At 71.0% G+C, this 18208-nt stretch carries 19 protein-coding genes and 2 tRNA genes; 9 read left to right on the top strand and 12 right to left on the bottom strand.

What is annotated here, in order from left to right:
• Window positions 1-121 precede the first annotated feature (121 nt).
• Entirely contained in the window at window positions 122-682 is a 561-nt protein-coding gene (locus AB0R04_RS31025; RefSeq protein WP_363377024.1) for a transposase, read from the top strand.
• Window positions 683-708: 26 nt separating this feature from the next.
• Window positions 709-1119 carry a hypothetical protein gene (locus tag AB0R04_RS31030; RefSeq protein ID WP_363376970.1) on the top strand — a complete coding sequence of 137 codons (411 nt, stop codon included), beginning with the start codon at window positions 709-711 and terminating at the stop codon, window positions 1117-1119.
• Between the two features lie 21 nt (window positions 1120-1140).
• Here AB0R04_RS31030 and AB0R04_RS31035 read toward each other — a convergent pair whose 3' ends face one another.
• From AB0R04_RS31035 to AB0R04_RS31045, 3 genes are all read right to left on the bottom strand, one after another.
• The gene (locus AB0R04_RS31035) at window positions 1141-1779 is read right to left on the bottom strand and encodes a flavin reductase family protein (protein ID WP_363376971.1); all 639 of its coding nucleotides are present in this window, start codon (window positions 1777-1779) and stop codon (window positions 1141-1143) included.
• 214 nt (window positions 1780-1993) lie between these two features.
• Window positions 1994-2446, bottom strand: a complete 453-nt coding sequence (locus AB0R04_RS31040) for an NUDIX domain-containing protein (protein WP_363376973.1) — start codon at window positions 2444-2446, stop codon at window positions 1994-1996.
• Between the two features lie 207 nt (window positions 2447-2653).
• Window positions 2654-3571, bottom strand: a complete 918-nt coding sequence (locus AB0R04_RS31045) for an alpha/beta fold hydrolase (protein WP_363376974.1) — start codon at window positions 3569-3571, stop codon at window positions 2654-2656.
• A gap of 82 nt (window positions 3572-3653) precedes the next feature.
• Between AB0R04_RS31045 and AB0R04_RS31050 the strand changes: the two genes are divergently transcribed.
• The gene (locus AB0R04_RS31050) at window positions 3654-4331 is read left to right on the top strand and encodes a TetR/AcrR family transcriptional regulator (protein WP_363376975.1); all 678 of its coding nucleotides are present in this window, start codon (window positions 3654-3656) and stop codon (window positions 4329-4331) included.
• A gap of 63 nt (window positions 4332-4394) precedes the next feature.
• Here the strand turns inward: AB0R04_RS31050 and AB0R04_RS31055 are convergent, their stop codons facing one another.
• From AB0R04_RS31055 to AB0R04_RS31065, 3 genes are read right to left on the bottom strand one after another with little or no spacing between them, the layout of a single operon-like run.
• Window positions 4395-5852, bottom strand: a complete 1458-nt coding sequence (locus AB0R04_RS31055; protein ID WP_363376976.1) for an MFS transporter — start codon at window positions 5850-5852, stop codon at window positions 4395-4397.
• Window positions 5849-6676 (bottom strand): glycerophosphodiester phosphodiesterase, encoded by an 828-nt coding sequence (locus tag AB0R04_RS31060; protein WP_363376977.1) that lies wholly within the window; start codon window positions 6674-6676, stop codon window positions 5849-5851. The genes AB0R04_RS31055 and AB0R04_RS31060 overlap by 4 nt, the downstream gene beginning before the upstream one ends.
• Window positions 6677-6724: 48 nt before the next feature.
• Window positions 6725-7084: a hypothetical protein gene (locus AB0R04_RS31065; RefSeq protein ID WP_363376978.1), complete on the bottom strand. Its 360-nt coding sequence runs from the start codon at window positions 7082-7084 to the stop codon at window positions 6725-6727.
• Between the two features lie 110 nt (window positions 7085-7194).
• Between AB0R04_RS31065 and AB0R04_RS31070 the strand changes: the two genes are divergently transcribed.
• From AB0R04_RS31070 to AB0R04_RS31080, 3 genes are all read left to right on the top strand, one after another.
• A tRNA-Gln gene (locus tag AB0R04_RS31070) sits at window positions 7195-7266 on the top strand.
• A gap of 2 nt (window positions 7267-7268) precedes the next feature.
• Window positions 7269-9623, top strand: a complete 2355-nt coding sequence (locus tag AB0R04_RS31075) for a hypothetical protein (protein WP_363376979.1) — start codon at window positions 7269-7271, stop codon at window positions 9621-9623.
• Window positions 9624-9692: 69 nt separating this feature from the next.
• Window positions 9693-10373, top strand: coding sequence for a hypothetical protein (locus AB0R04_RS31080; RefSeq protein ID WP_363376980.1), 681 nt, complete (start codon window positions 9693-9695; stop codon window positions 10371-10373).
• Window positions 10374-10536: 163 nt separating this feature from the next.
• On the opposite strand, the gene AB0R04_RS31085 is transcribed toward AB0R04_RS31080, so the two are convergent.
• On the bottom strand, window positions 10537-11136 hold the full coding sequence (locus AB0R04_RS31085) for an SMI1/KNR4 family protein (protein ID WP_363376981.1): 600 nt from the start codon (window positions 11134-11136) through the stop codon (window positions 10537-10539).
• A 183-nt stretch (window positions 11137-11319) separates the two neighbouring features.
• Window positions 11320-11390 (bottom strand) — tRNA-Cys (locus tag AB0R04_RS31090).
• 194 nt (window positions 11391-11584) lie between these two features.
• On the opposite strand from AB0R04_RS31090, the gene AB0R04_RS31095 reads away from it, so the two are divergent.
• The gene (locus AB0R04_RS31095) at window positions 11585-12397 is read left to right on the top strand and encodes a hypothetical protein (RefSeq protein ID WP_363376982.1); all 813 of its coding nucleotides are present in this window, start codon (window positions 11585-11587) and stop codon (window positions 12395-12397) included.
• A 128-nt stretch (window positions 12398-12525) separates the two neighbouring features.
• On the opposite strand, the gene AB0R04_RS31100 is transcribed toward AB0R04_RS31095, so the two are convergent.
• The 3 genes from AB0R04_RS31100 to AB0R04_RS31110 form a co-directional block, all read right to left on the bottom strand.
• On the bottom strand, window positions 12526-13185 hold the full coding sequence (locus AB0R04_RS31100) for a polysaccharide deacetylase family protein (RefSeq protein ID WP_208869253.1): 660 nt from the start codon (window positions 13183-13185) through the stop codon (window positions 12526-12528).
• A 290-nt stretch (window positions 13186-13475) separates the two neighbouring features.
• Complete coding sequence (locus AB0R04_RS31105) at window positions 13476-14417, bottom strand: hypothetical protein (RefSeq protein ID WP_363376983.1); 942 nt, start codon at window positions 14415-14417, stop codon at window positions 13476-13478.
• 192 nt (window positions 14418-14609) lie between these two features.
• Window positions 14610-15053, bottom strand: coding sequence for a DoxX family protein (locus AB0R04_RS31110; RefSeq protein ID WP_363376984.1), 444 nt, complete (start codon window positions 15051-15053; stop codon window positions 14610-14612).
• 419 nt (window positions 15054-15472) lie between these two features.
• On the opposite strand from AB0R04_RS31110, the gene AB0R04_RS31115 reads away from it, so the two are divergent.
• Window positions 15473-16588, top strand: coding sequence for a hypothetical protein (locus tag AB0R04_RS31115; protein WP_363376985.1), 1116 nt, complete (start codon window positions 15473-15475; stop codon window positions 16586-16588).
• 74 nt (window positions 16589-16662) lie between these two features.
• Here the strand turns inward: AB0R04_RS31115 and AB0R04_RS31120 are convergent, their stop codons facing one another.
• Window positions 16663-17460, bottom strand: coding sequence for a DUF2785 domain-containing protein (locus AB0R04_RS31120; protein WP_363376986.1), 798 nt, complete (start codon window positions 17458-17460; stop codon window positions 16663-16665).
• 257 nt (window positions 17461-17717) lie between these two features.
• Here AB0R04_RS31120 and AB0R04_RS31125 point away from each other — a divergent pair, with 257 nt between their 5' ends.
• On the top strand, window positions 17718-18194 hold the full coding sequence (locus AB0R04_RS31125) for a nuclear transport factor 2 family protein (RefSeq protein WP_363376987.1): 477 nt from the start codon (window positions 17718-17720) through the stop codon (window positions 18192-18194).
• Window positions 18195-18208: the final 14 nt, after the last annotated feature.

Here is an 18208-nt window from a genome sequence, read left to right on the forward strand (position 1 = left end):
CTCCTTCCAAGCCACTGAGGGCAAGGTGACCTGAGCCACACCCGGCCCTCCCGGGCCGGACAACACCTTACGGAGGTGACCTGGGCGGAGGTAAAGCACCAGGGCGGCCTTCGACGGCTGGATCTGTTTCGAGGACGAAGCAGGGTTCACCCGCAGACCGCCCAAGGGACGCACGTGGGGACGGCGTGGCATCACCCCGGTCGTGAAGGTCTCCGGCCGCGGCTCGGGACGGGTCTCGGTCGCTGGACTGCTCGCGATGCGCCCGGGCTTCCGGACCCGACTGTGCCACCGGCTGCGGCGCCACAGCGGGCGCAAGGGCGAACGCCGCAGCCTGTCCGAGCGCGACTACATCGGTCTGATCGACGGGATCCACCAGCTGGTCAGGGCGCCGATCGTGCTGGTCTGGGACCGGCTCAACACTCACGTCTCCTATGCCATGCGCGACTTGATCAGCGCGCGGGGCTGGCTGACGGTGTTCATCCTGCCCGCATACGCACCCGAGCTGAACGCGGTCGAGTACGTGTGGGCCCACGTGAAGCACGGCCTCGCGAACCTCGCCGGCGTCGCCCTCGATCGACTTGCCACGCTCGTCCGCAATCGACTCAAACGTCTCCAGTACCGCCCCGACGTCCTCGACGGCTTCCTCACCGGAACCGGACTCTCCCTCGACCTACCACCCTGAAAAGCCGAAGTCAGTAAGATCCCACGATGAGGATCTGGACGGAGCGCCCTGCCAAAGCCGACGTCGAAGCAGTCGTCTGTCGCTACTTCAGTCTGCTCCGAACCGAGCGGATCCCCGAGGCCGTGGAACTCGTCGATCACACCTCGGTCCGGCATGTGCTCAAGTCACTATGGGCCAGCTCGGTCGAGGCGAACGCCGACGAGGACGCCGACGAGGACAAGGACGACACAAACGGCAGCCCTGCTGCCGACGAGTGGGAGCAGGACTTGTCCTGGCTCCGCGAACTCGATCTCGCGGACTTCCACTGGGGCCACGAAGACACCGGTTTCTACGTCGAGATCACCTACCGCGCGCGGATCATCGAGGTGTCATTGAGCTTCTGGGTCAAGCCCACCGACGCTGGCTGGGTCCTCTCGGGGCCGGCCACCCTCTGGTAGGAGGACGAACAAAAGAGCAGTTCAGACGGTCGCCGACTGGAGCTGGTGCGGCATGTTCCAGCCCTCGGCGAGCCTCGACGGGTGAACGTTGTCTCCCCCGCCGAAGAACTCGCAGAACTTCATGATCAGCGGGTCCCAGCCGAGCGGGTCCACGTAGTGCGTCCCGGGGATGACGAGGTCCTCTTCGACATGGGCGCGAAGGACCTCGACCTCGAAGGCGGTGGCGTGCGGCTCGGGACCGCCGAAGGGGTGGGCCGAGACGACCTTGCACTCCAGCTGGACCGGGCATTCCGCGACCCTGGGGGCTCGGACCAGGTCCGACGCCTGTTCGGTCAGCTGTGCGACCGAGAACTTGTCCGGCTCGTACCGGTAGCCCTGCTTCACCTTGTAGTCCGCCACGGTCGGCTTCCCGGTGGTGAGCGCGATCCGGTCGACGGCATCGACCATCGCCGACGAGGGCAGGTTGAGCACGCACTCGCCTTCTCGCAGCAGGTTCGCGGTGGTCTGGCCGTTGTTGCCGAGACCGAGCATGCAGGACTGGCCCAGCCACCACACCGAGGACATCGGCGCGAGGTTCGCCGTACCGTCCTCGTTGAGTGAGCTGATCAGCACCACCGGAGTTCCGAAGTACAGGACCTTGAGCCCGGGGACGACGGGCATGCGCTGTGCCTTTCGCGAAGTGCCAGACGAGCAGGTCCGCGATCAGGAACACGAACCGTCGCCGACTCTCTCCCGAGCGGGACACCGGCGCTGGCGGAAACGCGACACCGCGTTTCGGGGGTGGCGAGTCGGCGAACACGCTGTTCAGGCACGTGAGGCAGGCAGAAGGGCCACCCAGTCGAGGGCAGCCCTTCTGCGGCTTCTGCGGCGCGGGTCAGCGAGCGAGCAACTCGCGCACGGCGTCGCTCACCTCGGGCAGCTCGCCAGGGAGGGCCCACTGGTAGGCGTCGTGCTCGGTGAGGACGACGGGCTCGGCCTTCTCCACGGTGACGGCGAAGTTGAACTGGCGGGTGGTGCCACCGCGGCTGTTCTGGTAGTCGAAGTGGCCGACGTAGCCGATGACCTGACAGATCGTCAGACCAGTCTCCTCGCTGGCCTCGCGGCGCAGGGCGCCCAGAATCCCCTCCCCCTCTTCGACCGTCCCGGAGGGAATCTCCCACAGGCCGCCCAGGTAGTCGCCGGGGTTGCGCCGCACGAGCAGGACCCGGCCCTCGTGGTTGATCACGGCGGCGGCGACGAAACCGGTGATGCCTGCGGATTCGGCGTCGGCCGCGAGCCGGGCCGCGAACTCAGGAGACGGGGAGGGGGAGGGAGAGGCGGTGGTCACAACAGCTCCTCGTGATGGTCGCTGATCTTGATGGCCGCACGGACGTACTGCTCGGCCAGTTCGAGATCCTGCTCACGATGCCAGACCGGAAGCTTGATCATGTGCGCATGGACGCGCCCTGCCGCGCTCCCACAAAAGGACCGGCGGGATCTTCCTCACCTACGACGGCCCGCCGTCACCCACCAACCCGGCGGCGGAGGCCGACCGTCAGCTCCGGGTCTCCTGCCGGGTGGAGGTGATGAACTGCAGCAGGTGTTCGTTGACCAGGTCGGGGCGTTCCAGGTTGAGGCCGTGGCCGGCTCGTTGCACGATCTCGGCCCGGACTCCCGGGATCAGCGCGGTGACCCGCTGGAGGACGTGGCGCGGGCGGAGCAGGGCGCTGCGCTTGCCCAGCAGGACGAGGGTGGGCAGACGGATGGAGCGAAGTTCCTCGTCGGTGAACGGCCTGGCGGCGGGGCGGGTGTTCGGCTTGTAGCTGCGCATGCCGAGCATCAGGGGGGCGATCATCTCGGGCGGCGAGCTGAGTGCGGGGTTGGCGAGCAGGCGTCCCAGCGCGGGGCGCAGCGGCCGCGGGGCGAGCATGCCGAACAGGCCGCCGATCATGTGGGCGTAGAACCGGGCGGGGACCTTCTCGATGCCGCCGGGGTCCATCGGTGCGATCGACGCGAGGCGTTCGGGTGCGTGGATGGCCTGGTTGAGGGTCAGCCAGCCGCCGTAGGAGAGGCCGACCAGGTGGATGCGGTCGAGTCCGAGGCCGGCGAAGACCTCGCCGAGCCAGGCCGCGTTCTCCTCGGAGCCGGCCGCGACGGCGCGTTGGACGCTGCGGCCGGGGTCGTCGAGCGTGTCGATCGCGTAGACGGGGTGGTGTTCGCCCAGGGCGGCGATCTGCGGGTACCAGTTGGACGGATGTCCGGCGTGGCCGTGCAGCAGCACGATCGGTTCGCCGGCTTCGGGTCCGTCGGGTCCGTCGGGTCCGTAGTGGTGGACGTGGACGGTGCCGTAGCTGGTTTCGACATCGAGTTCCCGACGGGGGCCGGGCCACAGCTCCATCGCGCGGTCGTAGGCCTCAAGGAACTTCGTTCGGGCTTTCTCGCTGACGAAGTGTCCGACGCTGGTCCTGGTCATGTTCCCTCCCGGTGCTCGGAATGCATGAAACAGCAGCACTTGATGGTATGTTTGTACCATAAAAACGTTTGGAGGGAACCCGATGCCGAAGCTGGTGGATCACGAGGAGCGGCGGGCCCACATCATCGACGCCCTGCTGCGCACGGCGGCGGACACCGGGCTGCACGCCGTCACCATGCGGTCCGTCGCGGTCGAGGCGGGCGTCTCGGTGCGGCTCGTGCAGTACTACTTCGACACCAAGGAGCAGCTGCTGCTCGCGGCGCTCACCCGCCTGGCCGCACGGATGGGCGAACGGATCCAAGAGCGAGTCCAGCAACGGATCCAGGAGCGGGTCCAAGAACGGGTCCAGGAAAAGACCCAGGAACGGGTCCGCGACCGCGCCAGGGCGGCCGGGCCCGCGGCGTCACCGCGCGACATCGTCGAGGCGGTCCTGCTGGAGTCCGTGCCGACGGACGAGGAGAGCCGGACCTTCCACCTCGTCTACACCGAGTACGCGGTGCTCTCCATCACCGACCCCGCGCTCGCCGGCCAGTCGTTCCTCACGGCGCCCAACGAGATGGAGGACTTCCTGGTCGGCCAGTTGACCGCCGCCCGGCAGGCCGGGTCCACCGATCCGCGCATGGACGCCCGCCAGGAGGCCGTCGTCCTCCTGGCGGTCTCCGCCGGCCTGGGCCTGAGCGTCCTCCTCGGCCAGCGGACGGCGGACGACGCGGTGGCGGTCCTGCACTACCACCTCGGCCGGCTCTTCCCCGGCTCGTAAACCCTCGACGGCGACGCCATCGACGGAAGCGGCAGCCGACCGTAGGCACCCCCGGCCGGGGCGTCAGAGCCGTTCGGGGACGGGGTTGCCGACGGCCTCGATGGCGCGGCGGACGGGGACCTTCAGCAGGAGGACGAAGCCGATGAGGAAGAAGACCAGCAGCGAGATGATCGCCGAACGGTAGCTGCCGGTGATCTGGTAGGCGAGGCCGAAGACCAGCGGGCCCATCCAACTGGTGCCGCGGTCACTGACCTTGTAGACGCTGAAGTACTCGGCTTCCCGGCCCGCCGGGATGAGGTGGGAGAACAGCGAGCGCGAGAGCGCCTGGCTGCCGCCGAGCACCAGTCCGATCATGCAGGCCAGGGCGAAGAACCAGACGGGCTGGTGGGCGGGCATCAGATACCCGAGGGCGAGGGTGGCCACCCAGCCGACCAGGGATCCGAGGACGGTCCGCTTGGCACCGTAGCGGCGGGCGATCCGGCCGAGGAGCAGCGCGCCGCCGATCGCCACGATCTGGACCAGGAGCACGGCGGCGACCAACGTGGTCTGGTCCATGCCGAGTTCCTCGCTGCCGTAGAGCGAGGCCTGGGAGACGACGGTCTGGATGCCGTCGTTGTAGCAGAGGAAGGCGCCCAGGTAGAGCAATGTGAGCGGGTACTGGCGCATGCCCCGCAGGGTGCGGGCGAGTTCGCGCAGGCTGCCGGCGGCGGGCCGGTCCGGCGTGGCGGCGGGCCGGTCGGACGTCGCGGCGGTACGGCCGGACACGACCGGCGTACGGCCGGGGGCCGCGCCCGCCCGGGAGGGCAGCCGCAGCATCGGGACGATCGTGAACAGCGCCCACCACAGGCCGGCCGAGGCCAGGCAGATCCGCACGGCGGTGCCGGAGGACAGGCCGAGCGCGTCGTGGCCCTGGAACAGCGCCAGGTTGGCGATCAGCAGCAGTCCGCCGCCCGCGTAGCCGTAGGCCCAGCCCTTGGAGGAGACCGCGTCGCGCTCGTCGGGGGTGGCCAGGCCGGGGAGGTAGGCGTAGGAGAGCGCGACCGACACCGCGTACGCGATGTTGGCGACCACCAGCAGTGCGCCGCCGAGCAGGTAGCGGTCGCCGTCGAGGAGGAACATCCCCATCGTGGCGACCGCGCCGACGTAGGCGAAGCCGCACATCAGTTCCTTGTGCCGCCCGGTGCGGTCCGCGACCGTGCCGGTCAGCAGCATCGCCGCGACCGAGAGCAGCACGGAGAAGGAGACCGTGTACGGGAAGAACGACCCGGCGCGCACCGACAGTCCGAGCGGGTGCACGTCGCCGGCCGCGTCGGCGGCGTTCTTGGCGACGGTGGTCAGGTACGGCCCGAGGAAGACCGTCAGGACGGTGGCCGAGAAGGCGGCGTTGGCCCAGTCGTTGATGTACCAGCCGAACCGTATCCGGCGCAGGGCGCTGTCGTCGGCGGCGGCCGCGCGCTCCGGCGGGCCGTCCGGAAGATCGTCCGGCAGACGGTCCGGCAGGTTGTCCGTGGTGCTCGTCATGGGGCTCCCATCACCGTGCTGGAGCCGGTGCTGCCGTCGCTCCAGCAGCCGCGCTCGCCGAGGACGTCCCGCAGGACGTCTATGCGATCGGCCATGATGCCATCCACACCGAGGCCGAGGAGAGCCCTGATCCGTGTGGGATCGTCCACAGTCCAGACGTGAACCTGGAGGCCGAGGCGGTGGGCGGCGCGCACGAAGGCCCGGTCGACGACCCGGACGCCCCGGTGCCGCTCGGGCACCTGCGCGCACACCCCGGCGAACCGCGCCCCGAACCGCGCCCCGGACCGCGCCCCGCGCCCCCGCAGCAGCGGCCCGGCCAGCGAACGCAGCCGCAACCGGGCCACCTCGCGCGGGCCGAGCGAGGTGGCCAGCCGGGGGCCCGCGGCGGCGCGGACGGCGGCGAGACGGCTGTCGGAGAAGCCGCCGACGCAGACCCGGTCCCAGGCGCCGGTCCGGCGGATCGTCTCGACCAGCGGCCCGACGGCGGCCGCCGCCTTGACGTCGACGTTGAAGCGGGCCCCGGGGAACGCGTCGAGCAGGTCCTCCAACAGCGGCACGGGCTCGGTGCCGCCGATCCGGGCCTGCCTGACGGTGTCCCAGGGCAGTTCGGCCACCGCCCCGGTGCGGTCGGTGACCCGATCGAGGCGGGTGTCGTGAAAGGCCACCAGCGCGCCGTCGCGGGTGGCGTGCACGTCCGTTTCGAGGTAGCGGTACCCGAGGGCGACGGCGGCCGCGAAGGCGGCGAGCGAGTTCTCGGGGTGGCCGAGGTCACCGCCCCGGTGCGCGAAGGCGAGCGGCCCGGGGTGGTCGAGGAAGGGGTGCATGTGGTGCTCCGAGCTGCTGGGATGCGCGTTACAGTATTACGCACCCTGTCAAGCAGTAACGCCGGTACCGCCAGTAGCCCCATCAGTGCCATCAGTGCCATCAGCACCAGCAGTACCGCTACCGCGCGGATCGTCGACGCGGCACAGATCGTAGAGGTACGACTTGCCGGCCTTCCAACTGCGCCAAGGGCCGAGCGGAGGGAGCAGCTCCTGGTCGTCCGTCCGCCCCGCCAGCGGCCCGGAGTTGGCGACCCCGTCGGCACCGAGGGTGCACCAGCCCCGCTCCGGCAGCCACCGGCACCACACGTCCAGGTCCAGCCGCTTGTACGACGGCCTGCCGTTGAACACGCCGTCCGCGCGGAAGTGGTACACCAGACCGTCCAGGCGGCGAACGAACTCGATCGACACGGCGGCTCCCCCCATCAGGCACCCGAAGGGCCAGGCTACGCCGCGAGCCCGACGGAGGCAGCGAAAGTACGTTGCACGGCCGCCGACCGGACGCATAGTCTCGCGCCCATCGACGTGTAGCTCAGCAGTAGAGCACCGGGCTCTGGACCCGGAGGGCGCAGGGGCGGAACCTGCCACGTCGGCTATGGACGACAACGCTGACCAGCAGCGCCCCGCCGGGGCCGGGACATCCGTGCACTACCCGCAGCGCCAACTGGCCCTGGCCCAGGCGTTCCTGACCTCACCGGCCGACTCCCACACCAACGCCGAGACCCGGCGCAGCACCGAGACCCGGCGCAGCGCCGAGGCCCGGGTCGCCCGCTGGCGCGCCGTGCTCGCCGGCATCGCCGACGGCCGGCTGGCCATCGGCTCGCGCACCCCGGTGGCCGGACTGCCCGCCTGGGTGACGCCCGAGGTCGTACGGGGCGGCTTCGCCACGTCCGCCGCGAGCGCCGAGGGCCCGCTCCAGCCGTACGAGCGCGAGGCTGCGGCCCGGGCGGGGGTGGCGGCCGAGCGCGGGGCGCTCTTCGCGTACTGCCTCACCGAGCCCGGCCTGTCCCGGCTGTACGACCTGCTCGACAGCGGCCGCTACGAGGCCGCCGTGCCGGAGGAGGCGGCGCTGCTGACGGTGGCGTGGCTCGTACGGGCCGGGGACGCGGCCGGCGCGCTGGAACTCGTCGACGTCCTGGAGCCGTTCGCCGACCGGCTGCGCTTCACCCCCCGGCCGTCCGTACTGCCCGCGCCGGACCCCGAGGCGGTGCACCGGCGCACGGTCGGCGACGCCGTCACGACCCTCACGGGCCGGCGGCCGAACGCCGCCGTGGAAGCGCAGCGCGAGGCGCTCACCGTCTGGCAGCCGTTCGGCGACCAACTGCTGGCCCACTGGCTGGAGACCGCCGAGGCCGGCCGGGTGCTGGAGCGTACGCCCGACAGCGCCTGGCTGGAGCGCGGCGCGATGCTGCTCCGCCGCTACGACGAACTCGCCGCGACCCACACCCGCTGCACCAAGCACCGCGACCCGAAGGAGAACCTCGGCATCCTGCGCGGCGCCCTGGCGGAGACCGCCGCCGGCCGGCCGCTGGACGCGCGCCGCCTCGGACTGCTGCGGCACGCGGTGGCATCCATGGTGCGCCGCCGCGGCCGGCCGGGCTCCGACCGGCACACCGAACTGCGCACCCGCCAGGCCGTACAGGCGGCCCAGCCGTCGCACCACGACCTCGCCCAACTGGTGCTGCGCCGCCTCTCCGGGCTGCACCAGGAGACGGGCGTGGCCGACGTGGCCCCGCTGGTCGCCGACGTCTCGGCGCACGAAGCGCACACCGGCAACACCCGCCTCCCCGCAGGCACCCCGGTGCCCGCAGCAATCCGGCAGGTGGTCGAGGCCGCGCTCAGCGCCCCGCTCGACACGCTCGTGGAACGCGGCATGGTGCCCTCGGCCGAGGTCCTGGCCGAACTGGTCCCGCAGCTCGTCGCCGTGACCACTTCCCAGTCCTACCCGGACGAGACGCTGCGCACCCTGATGGCGGCGAACTACCGGGCGTTCCGCAACCGCCGCTCGCTGCTCCTGAGCGACCTCACCGGGCAGGTGCGGGTCGACGAACTGCCCTGGGTACGGGCGGTGGCCGGACATCGCGTCGGCGAGGACGGCCGCGCACCCGCGCGTACCGCGCTGCACCAGCTCGGCGAACTGGCCGTGCAGGCGTTCCCCGGCACGCTCCTGCCGAACCCGCTGGTGCGCGAACTCGGCGTGCTCGCCCGGCAGGCCAAGCTCGACGCACCGTTCGTGGAGGAACTGGCGGCGGACATCTTCACGGGCACCTTCACCCCGAAGTACCTGGCGGCGGCCCGGGCCGCCGCGGAACTGCTCAGCGGCACGCTGTACGAGCGCTACTACGCCATCGACTACGCGGCCGTCCACGACCTCGCGACCGCCGAGGCGGGCGAGGCATACAAGGCGGGCAAGCCGGGCAAGGCCCCGGCGCGAGGCCGACGCCCCCGCTCCTCCCTCGGGTTCACCGAGCTGTGCGCGCAGCGCGCCGAGGTGTCCGGAGGATGGTCGATCGCGTCCAACGGGAAGATCATCGAGCAGGCCCAGATCCTCACCACCCACAACCTGGCCACCCTGGTCACCCGGGTCGGCATCAGCCCCGAGCCGGGCTGGGACGACCTGGCCTGGCGCAGCTTCACCACCGTGTGCCACGCGACGGCCCGGATCCACGACAACCCGCGGCCGCTGTCCACCATCAAGGACGCGGCGTACGCGTGGCGCCAGCTGGTGTTCCACCTCTCCCTGTGCGAACCCGCCGCGCAGGCCCGGGTCATCGCCGGACTGCGCGGGGAAGCCGCCCGCCACCCCGCCCACGTCGCGGCCCGTCTCGCCCCCGCCCTGGCCGGCCTGCGCCAGGCCGCACGCGGCGGCGCCGCGGACTCGGACGCCGGCCGCCGCCTCCTGGGCTGGACCACGGGACCACACTGGCTCCACCCGGCCCCCAGGACCTGACCACCCCCGCATCACCCGAACCGGCCTCCCCTGCTCCACCAACTCCACGAACCCCACGAACGAGACGACGTGACCGACCAGACGACCGACCGGCCCGCCGAGAAGCCCCACGGCCTCCAGGCGATCTGGGCAAACACCCTGGAGCCGGTGGCCCCGCTGCCCTGGTACCGCAGGCTGTCCCTCAAGGCCGTAGTGGCGGCGACGCTGGCCGTGGGCCTCCTGACCGCACTGGTGGTGGCCGCCGTGACAGGCGCCGGCGCCCCGCCGCGGCACCGGATCGCGCTGCCAGACCGGATCGGGGACCAGGTCCATCTGCCGGACGACGGTTCAGTCCAGACGGCACGCTCCAGCTACCAGCAGCGGATCAGGGCGCTGAGCCCGTACCGGGAGCTGACGGTGGGCGGTTACGGCACGACCGGATCGTCCAAGACCACGCTGCTGCTGGTCGGACTGACCGGGAGCTTCGCGGAGCCCCAGCGGGAACTGAACAAGTACTTCGGACGGCTGGCGGCCTCGGACGTGTTCAACGACACGGTGACGGAACGGCAGAACTACCCGACAGGCCCCCTCGGCGGCGCGTTCGAGTGTGCGGTGCTCACCTACCCGTCCACGTCCGAGACGACCTGTGTGTGGGCGGACGGCAGCACGGTCGGCATCGTCGTCGACAGCACCGGCGAGAGCTCCCCACAGGAACTGGCCGACCGCGCCCGGGACATCCGCGCAGCCGTCGAGGTCCCGGCCGAGGACTGACCCGCCGCCGAACCAGGAAGCCGCCGGCGCCGGCAGGTTCGGCGTCGGCCGCCGGTTCTACGGCGGCCACCAGAAGGTCGCACCTACGGATCCTCGGCGCGGTGGCCGCTCCGGAGCCCGCGAACTGCCCGCTGCCCACTGCCCACTGCCCACTGCCACCGTTTCAGAAGGTCGTCGTCCGCAACTCGCCGCTGACGGGGTCGAGGCCGGCCTTCCACCTGCGCTGCTGCTCGAACCAGTGCACATAACGCGGCGAGGCGCCGCGCAGGTCGATGCTGAGCGGGTAGGGGTCGAACTCGTCGAGGAGCAGCTTGCGGAGGAACTCGACCATGCCGCACGGGAACAGGGTGAAGTCGTCGGGGGTGTGGCGGCCGCAGACCAGGACGGGCCACTTGTCGGGATCCGGGTCGGTGGTCAGCCAGCACAGGATGTCCGGGCCCGAGGTGACCCCCCAGGCGAGGATGTGGTCCGGGTCGATGTCGAGGCCTTCCTGGCCGTCCAGCATCTCCCAGGTGTAGCGGGCGTTCTCCGTCTCCCCCTCGAAGGTGCCAGGGTCCCACTGGATGTACTCCTTGGGGAGCGGCATCAGAACGCAGACCTCGTTGAAGGAACCGCCCCCGTACACCGACATGAAGGCCTTGTAGTCCCGCGGAAGCCGCGTGCCCCACCGCGCCTCGGCCGCCGCCCAGTCGACCTGCTCGTCGGCGCCGGGATCCGCGGGGAGGATCTCGGCCAGCGCTGTGATGCCCGTCGGGTCTTCCACGGCAGTCCCCTTCTCTGTCTCTCGAGTCGCCGAGAGCCTAGGGGACGGTACCGACATGCCCGGAAACCAGCGCCCGGCAGCTGGCACGCCGCAGAAGAAGACGAGTGCACCCTCAGCACGAATCAGGGCGCGAACCCGGGCAATTCCCAGGCCAGGAATACGGGCGAAATCACCGAAAAGAAAAGGTGGAGATAGGAATCGAACCCATCTAAACGGCCCTGCAAGCCGTCGCCTCGCCACTCAGCCACTCCACCGCGGCAACGAGGGAAACATTACACGAGCATGAACGGGGATTCCTCGGCGACGCCGATCTTTCACTCTAGAAGGCTCTTAATGCGTCTAGTGCTATTTCTCTCGACATGGTGTCGACAGGGTCCTGCGGGCCAGCGCGGAAAAGTCACGGTGCGCTAGCCTGTGCCGATATCTCCGACCCGATGGGATTTCACTGATGGCCGTCGAGGAATCATGGTTCACCCGTACCACGGAGCTGCGTTGTGGAACCGCTGCGAACCGGTGCCAGTACAAGAGCCTCCCCCTGCGCGACCTTCCCCCGCTCGGTGTCGTGCGCCGCGCGCGGATCGTCCGCGAAGGCCTGCGTGAGCGCCGCGACGCCGTCCCGACGCCCGGCCGGCCCTCCCGCTTCACCGAGGGGGACTGGGTCCGGGTGAAGGACGAGGCCACGGTGCGCGCCACCCTCGACGCCAAGGACCGCCATCGCGGCCTGTGGTTCACCCGCAGCCAGTGGTCGTTCTGCGGCGGCGTCTACCAGGTCGAACGCATCGTGCGCCGCATGATCGACGACCACTACCGGGTGCGGCGCCTGTCCGGCACCGTCGCCCTGGCCGGCGCCACCTGCCACGGCGCGGACGGGGCCCAGGGCTGCGGACTGGACTGCGCCCTGCTGTTCCGCGACGAATGGCTGGAGCCCGCCCCCGCACCGGTCCCCGCCGCCCGGCCCGCCGCCCTCTGGGCGACCGTGCGCAGCCTCCCGGAGATCCGCGCCACCCTCGACCCCGACGGGCGGCTGGACGGCGTCCCCTTCCAGCCGGGCATGGAGCTCCACGCCGACACCCGCCACAGCGCCACCGAACTGCGCCACCGGTCCCTCGCCTGGTGGCAGCACCCCACCAAGGGCCGCTGGTTCATCCTCAACGGCCTGCGCTGCGGCGGCGAACCGCTCGCCACCGGCTGCGACCGCCGCTGCGCCCTGCTGTGGCACGAGTCCTGGCTGCATCTGGAACCCGCCGCCACCACCCACTGACCTGCCGGGCACCACCAGGCATCACCGGGCATCACCCACTGACCGGCCGCCACCACCCGCCGACCTGCCGGGCACCGCACTCCGCGGTGCCCGGCAGGTTTTCGTCGCCGGCAGGTCCTCGCCGGCCGTCAGCGCCGCCAGCGGTCGCGCACCAGCTTCGCGGCCAGGTGCAGCGGCCCGTCCCGGTCCCCGACGTAGCAGCGGGGAAGCGCGTACACCCCGCTGTGGACCCCGGGGCTGACCGCGCACCCGTACCCGTAGCCGGCTTGCGCCACCGCCTCCACCGCGGCGGCGTCGAGCGAACCGTAGGGGTAGCAGAATCCCTCGACCTCCTGCCCCGTGAGGTCCTCCAGCACGCGGCGGCTGTCGGCGACCTGGGCCGCCAGCTCCCGCGCGCCCAGGCCCGCCAGCCGCCGGTGCGTCAGCCCGTGCGAGCCGATCTCCAGCCCGGCGGCGGCGGCCTCGTGGACCTGGCACGCCGTCATCAGCGGCTTGCGCGGGCCCTGCCGGTCCCAGTCGTTGTATCCGCCCAGCCGGTCGGCCACCACGTAGACCGTCGCCGTGAAGCCGTACTCCGCCAGCGCGGGCATGGCCTCCTCCACGAAGTCGCGGTATCCGTCGTCGAAACTCAGCCCGACCATGCCCGCCGCGCTGCCGCCCCGGTGCGAGCGCATCAGGGCGCCGACCGACACCCCGCGCAGCCCGCGGGCGGACAGCCAGCGCAGCTGGCGGCGAAAGCGCGCAGGGTCGACAGTAATCAGATAGGGATCCTCACTCGTTGACGCCACCGAGTGGTACATCAGCGTCCACGGAAAACGTGCCGCACCTCCACCGGCCGCTTCTTCCGGGCTGTTGCGTGGTCGAATGATTCGCATGTTCTGCTCCAGCTGTCCGGCGGCACCGCCTGTGCAGGTGGCCTTCAGGGAAATTGCATTCTGGCAGCGTCGAACCCGGCTTCCATTCGCGCCAGGCGACTCCGCCCCATTTCACCCGGATGCCAGCCCAGAAGTCGCCCGACGAGTGCCCGGCCCGCACGGCCCGAATACCGGTTCCACTCCGTCCGGAACCGGCCGGCGTTTCACCTGGCCGCGACAGCGGCCGGTGCCCACGCGGCGGCTCTGGCGGCAGCGAGCGAGGCCCGGACCCGCGCTGCTCCTGCGGAGGCGATTCCCGTCGTGCGGCTGTCGCCCGCAGGACGGCTGACGAGGCCCGCACACGCGCGGCAGATGCCGGGTTGAGGGACTGGGTCGTGGCACTGGGCGCACTCGGCGTAGCAGGCCGCTGCGGGCCGTGCAGCGGCCCGGTCGGGCGGCATCTTGTGCTCCAGGCGGTAGCGGAGCACCGCGACCGCCGAGTGCATCGGGGCGGGCAGGCCCGGCAGCAGGGCCTGGGCGAGGTCGGCGGCTGTACTGCCGCGTTCGAGCCATCGGGCGACCAGGGGTGCGAGTTCACGTGCTTCGGCCTCGCCCAGACGCAGGCGTGGTTCGGGGCGGATCACCCGGAACAGGGTGGCGACCGCGTCGCGGAGCTGTTCGTCCGGCGCGTCGTCTTCGGAGTCCCCCTCCCGCCCTTCCGTCCCCGGCGTGGTGACGGGCTCTCGGGACTGCCGGGAGGGGTGGGTGGATTCTTTCGCCGGGTTCTTTACCAGGGCGTCAGCGCCGCCGGTGGTCGCCTCACCGGGCGCCGGACGGGTGGCACCCGGCGTGGCGACCACCGCGAGCGCCGTGAGCTGCGGGGTGTCGTAGACGTGGGTCTCGGTGATGATCGTGCCGTCGGGCATCCGGATCTTCTCGACCCGGTAGAAGCCCGCCTCGGTCAGTTCCTTCAGCGCCTTGCGGATGGCGCTGCGCCCCTGGGGACTGGTGTCGGCCATGTGCCGGCCGTCCTCGCGCCAGCCGTCCGGGCGGGAGAGGAGGTCCGCGAGCAGACCGCGAGCGGTGTAGGACAGCCGCCGGTACTGCAGCATGGTATTGGGCAGCACGGTGAAATCGCGCACGTGGGCGCTACGATGAACACGCATCGGGAGGTTCGTTCCTGTTGCCGGACCCCGGAGCGTTGCCGCGCTGCCGGGGTCACCTATTTGTGGTTAGGCCACGGAACGTACCACAACTACCTGACACACCAAGCGCGTTGACGCCAGCGGCCGGATCATATTCAAATCCTCCCGCCGACGGCCGGCACAAAGTGCGGCCAAGACCCCGCAAGCACCCGGTCAGCGCCGGCGGCCGAGCAGCTCGGCGGTCTCGGCGCGCCGGTTCCAGGCGATGACGGCCAGCGGCACCATGAAGATGAACGGGGTCCCGGCGTTCTCACCGTGCATCGCGGTGAGCTGGGTAACGAACGCGAACACCAGGAAGACGATCAACGCCGTGGCTGCCGGCCCGGCCAGCCGGCGGACCAGCAGGCCGACCGCTCCGGCCAGCTCCACCAGCCCGGTCAGGTACATGAACCAGTGGCCCACACCCATGGCGTCGAAGACGGTCGTGGCGGCGGGGACCGCAAGCAGCTTGGGCAGCGCGCTGGCCACGGCGAAGAAGAGCGCGAGCAGGATCCGCAGCGTCCAGACCACCCGGATCACGGCCTTGCCGGAACTCGCGGCCGTGGTGGTGGTGCTGGTGGAAGTGGTAGCGGCGGTGGCAGTGGCGGTGCTGGACATCTCAGGTCTCCCCGGTCGGCTGTCGTTGCTTTCCCAGGTATGACCGCCACCACCGCCCGAACTCATCGGTCCCGGAAGAAAAATTTTCCGGCAGCCCCAACTCCAGTGCCAGCAGCCCGCCGACGGCCTGCCGACGGCCTGCCGACGGCCTGCCGACGGTCCACCGCCCGCCGATTCAGCCCGGCCCGATCGCCCTCGACCTCTTCGCCGAACTCAGGGTGTGCCGCCGCGTCGACGGCCGGTTCGGCACTGCTGCGTTGACCGTCAACGACGAGTGCGCGCAGAGCACACTGCGGAACCGCACGGCAACTACGGTTCCTGCACGGCCAGAAGGTCGAGCCCGCGGAATCCCCGGTTGCCACCCCGGCACGTTCGCCTGGGGAGGGAGCCGCGGGATCCTCAGCGAAAGGAAGCCCGAAGTGCACCGGACAACTGCGCACCAGCTGCGACGGACGACGGCGTTGCGCCGGATCGGGGTCGGGATCGGGTCGGGCCGGGTCAGGAACGTGATCGCGGCCACGCTGACCGGAGGCGTCCTGCTCCTGGCCGCCCCGGCCCCCGCCGGGGCGGTGGAACTGGACTGGCGGGGCGTCGGGGTCAGCAGCCTGTCCTACATGAAGACGGTGACGGTCAACGGCAACACCTACGACGTCACCAGGGGCCTCGACAACGGCATCTGGTTCCGGTTCAACAACGGTGCCTGGCAGCCGCTGGGCGGCTTCCAGGCCCAGAGCTACTACTCCCCCGCCATCGTGCAGTGGCAGGACCGCGTCATGGTCGCCCACCAAGGGGTGGACAACCAGATCTACTGGACCGCCGTACAGAACCCGTCCGCGAACCAGTGGGAACCGTGGCACCGCATCGAGGGCGACGCCGCCGCCTGGGGCGGCATCTCCCTGGAGAGCCTGGGCAGCACCGTGCTCTTCGACTGGGCGGACGTCAACGGCCTCTACCGGATCACCAGCGTGCACACCCGCCCGGACGGCACCCGCTCGCAGACCGCGATCAGCTTCCCCAACAGCCAGTGGCACGTGGGGCCGCAGGGAAGCGGCACGACGGGTACCCGGCGACCGAGCCCGATCATGGCCTGGAACGAGGCGGCGGGCGGCGAGATGGAGCACATCTATCTGGTCGGAACCGACAACCACGTCTGGCAGATCTGGCGCAACCCCGCCACCGGGGCGACCGGAGCCGCGAGCCAGGTACCGGGCGGGGCCGTGTGCATCTCCGGGGTGTCGGCCGCGCGGATGGGGTACCAGGACTACACCGTCGCCCCGGGCGACCCCCAGTACGCCAACCAGCGCCGACAGATGCTCGCCTGCATCGGGGCCGACGGCTACGTCTGGATCAACACCTCCTCCACCGGCGGTGACACCTGGGACGGGTGGCACCAGCCCGCCGGCGCCCTGGCACCGTCGACGGACACCCCCGCGATCAACGCCACCGTCAACGAGTTCAGCATCGACATCAACTGGAACGGAGCCCGCAGCGGCCTCTTCCCCGACCACGCGATCGTCGAGAAGACGATCCGGTAGCGGGACGAGGGCACCGCGAGCGACGGCGAGGAGGCCCGGACGGCTCGCCGCGTGAGGCATGGGGCGTCGGGCTGTCAGCCGATGGACTTCGCGTCGTCCGCCAGCACTTCGACGAGCCGCCGCTTGACCGCGTCGCGGTGCGGGACCTGCCGAAGCGGCTGCCCCGGCTGCGGCGGGACACCGAGGTCGGTGAGGAGGTAGAGCATCCGCAGGGTGCGCAGTGCGTTGGACACGTATGTCGGAGTGGTGCCCCGAGCCACGGCCCGGAAGTCGGCGCCGATCTCGTCGAGCCAGGCGACGGACTGGTCCGCGGTGAGCTTCGGGTTGGTGAGGGTCAGCGCGATCGCGCGGGCGAGCCGGTCGTCCTCCCGTTCGGCGTACAGGTAGTCGGTGGGCGCGAGGAGCCGCGCGGTCGCGAGGGCCAGCATCTCGACCGGCTCGACCTCGCGGTGGCGGCCGAGGGCACCGAGCAAGTCGGCGCCGTGCGCCACGGCGTGCAGCCAGCCCAGCTGCGCGTCGTGTCCGCGCAGGTCGCTCTCTGCGGGGTACCAGCGGGTGAACGCGTCCAGCCATTCCTGGCGGAGGTCGCCGCGGCTGACGATCATGTCCAGGACCAGCGGCGCGAACGTGCGGGCCTGAATCGGCGAATCGGCGGCGAAGCGGGCCGCCATGTCATCGCCCAGGCGGATCCGGCGGTCGCCGTCGATGACGTCACGCTCGATCCAGGTCCGCAACACGACGTACGGGTAGCCGTCGCGCACCTCCGGGTCCGGATCCCGCAGGCACTCCGCCAGTTCTGCGGTGAGCTCGTCCAGATCGCCGCCCGGGGGCACCGCACATGCGTCTGAGTAGATCTTGTACCAGTCAGTCACGAGCAGCGAGGCTAGCCCGCCGCAGACGGCCTGACCAGTGATTATCCGGATCCACCCACGGCGGCGACCGTAACGGCAGCGGCCTCGGGCGCCCGCGTCCGTCATCCGACGTAGTTCAGGCCGAGCCGCGCCTCACACCGCACCGGACGGGGCTCCACCGCACCAGGCTGGGCCAGTGCACCGGAGTGGGAGGTCGGCCGCACCAGGCTGGGCCACTCCACGGGCTCCTCACCATCCACGACCACCCGGAGAAGACCATGCCCGCATCGGCCCGCCCGGCCACCGACCCGACGGCGGCGAGCCACCGCGCCGTCAGGAACCTGATCGCCCGCTATGCCGAACTCGTCGACGACGGCGACTTCGCGGGCCTCGGCGCCCTCCTCGCCTACGCCACCTTCACCGGCAGCGGCGAACCGGTGCACGGGCGCGAGGCGATCGAGCGGACGTTCCGGGACACCCTGATCGTCTACGCCGACGGCACCCCGCGCACCCAGCACGTCACCACCAACCTCGCCGTCGAGGTCGACGAGCCGGCGGGCACGGCCGTCGCGCGTTCGTACATCACCGTCCTCCAGGCCCTGCCCGACTTCCCCTTGCAGCCCATCGCCGCCGGCCGCTACCACGACCGCTTCGAACTCCGGGGCGGCCAGTGGCAGTTCGCGGAGCGCCGGGTCCGCCTCACCCTGGTCGGCGAGGTGAGCCGCCACCTGCGCCAGGCCGCCGCACCCCGGTAGCCCCCGACCTCACG

Source organism: Kitasatospora sp. NPDC056731, from assembly GCF_040687675.1.
Classification (GTDB): domain Bacteria; phylum Actinomycetota; class Actinomycetes; order Streptomycetales; family Streptomycetaceae; genus Kitasatospora.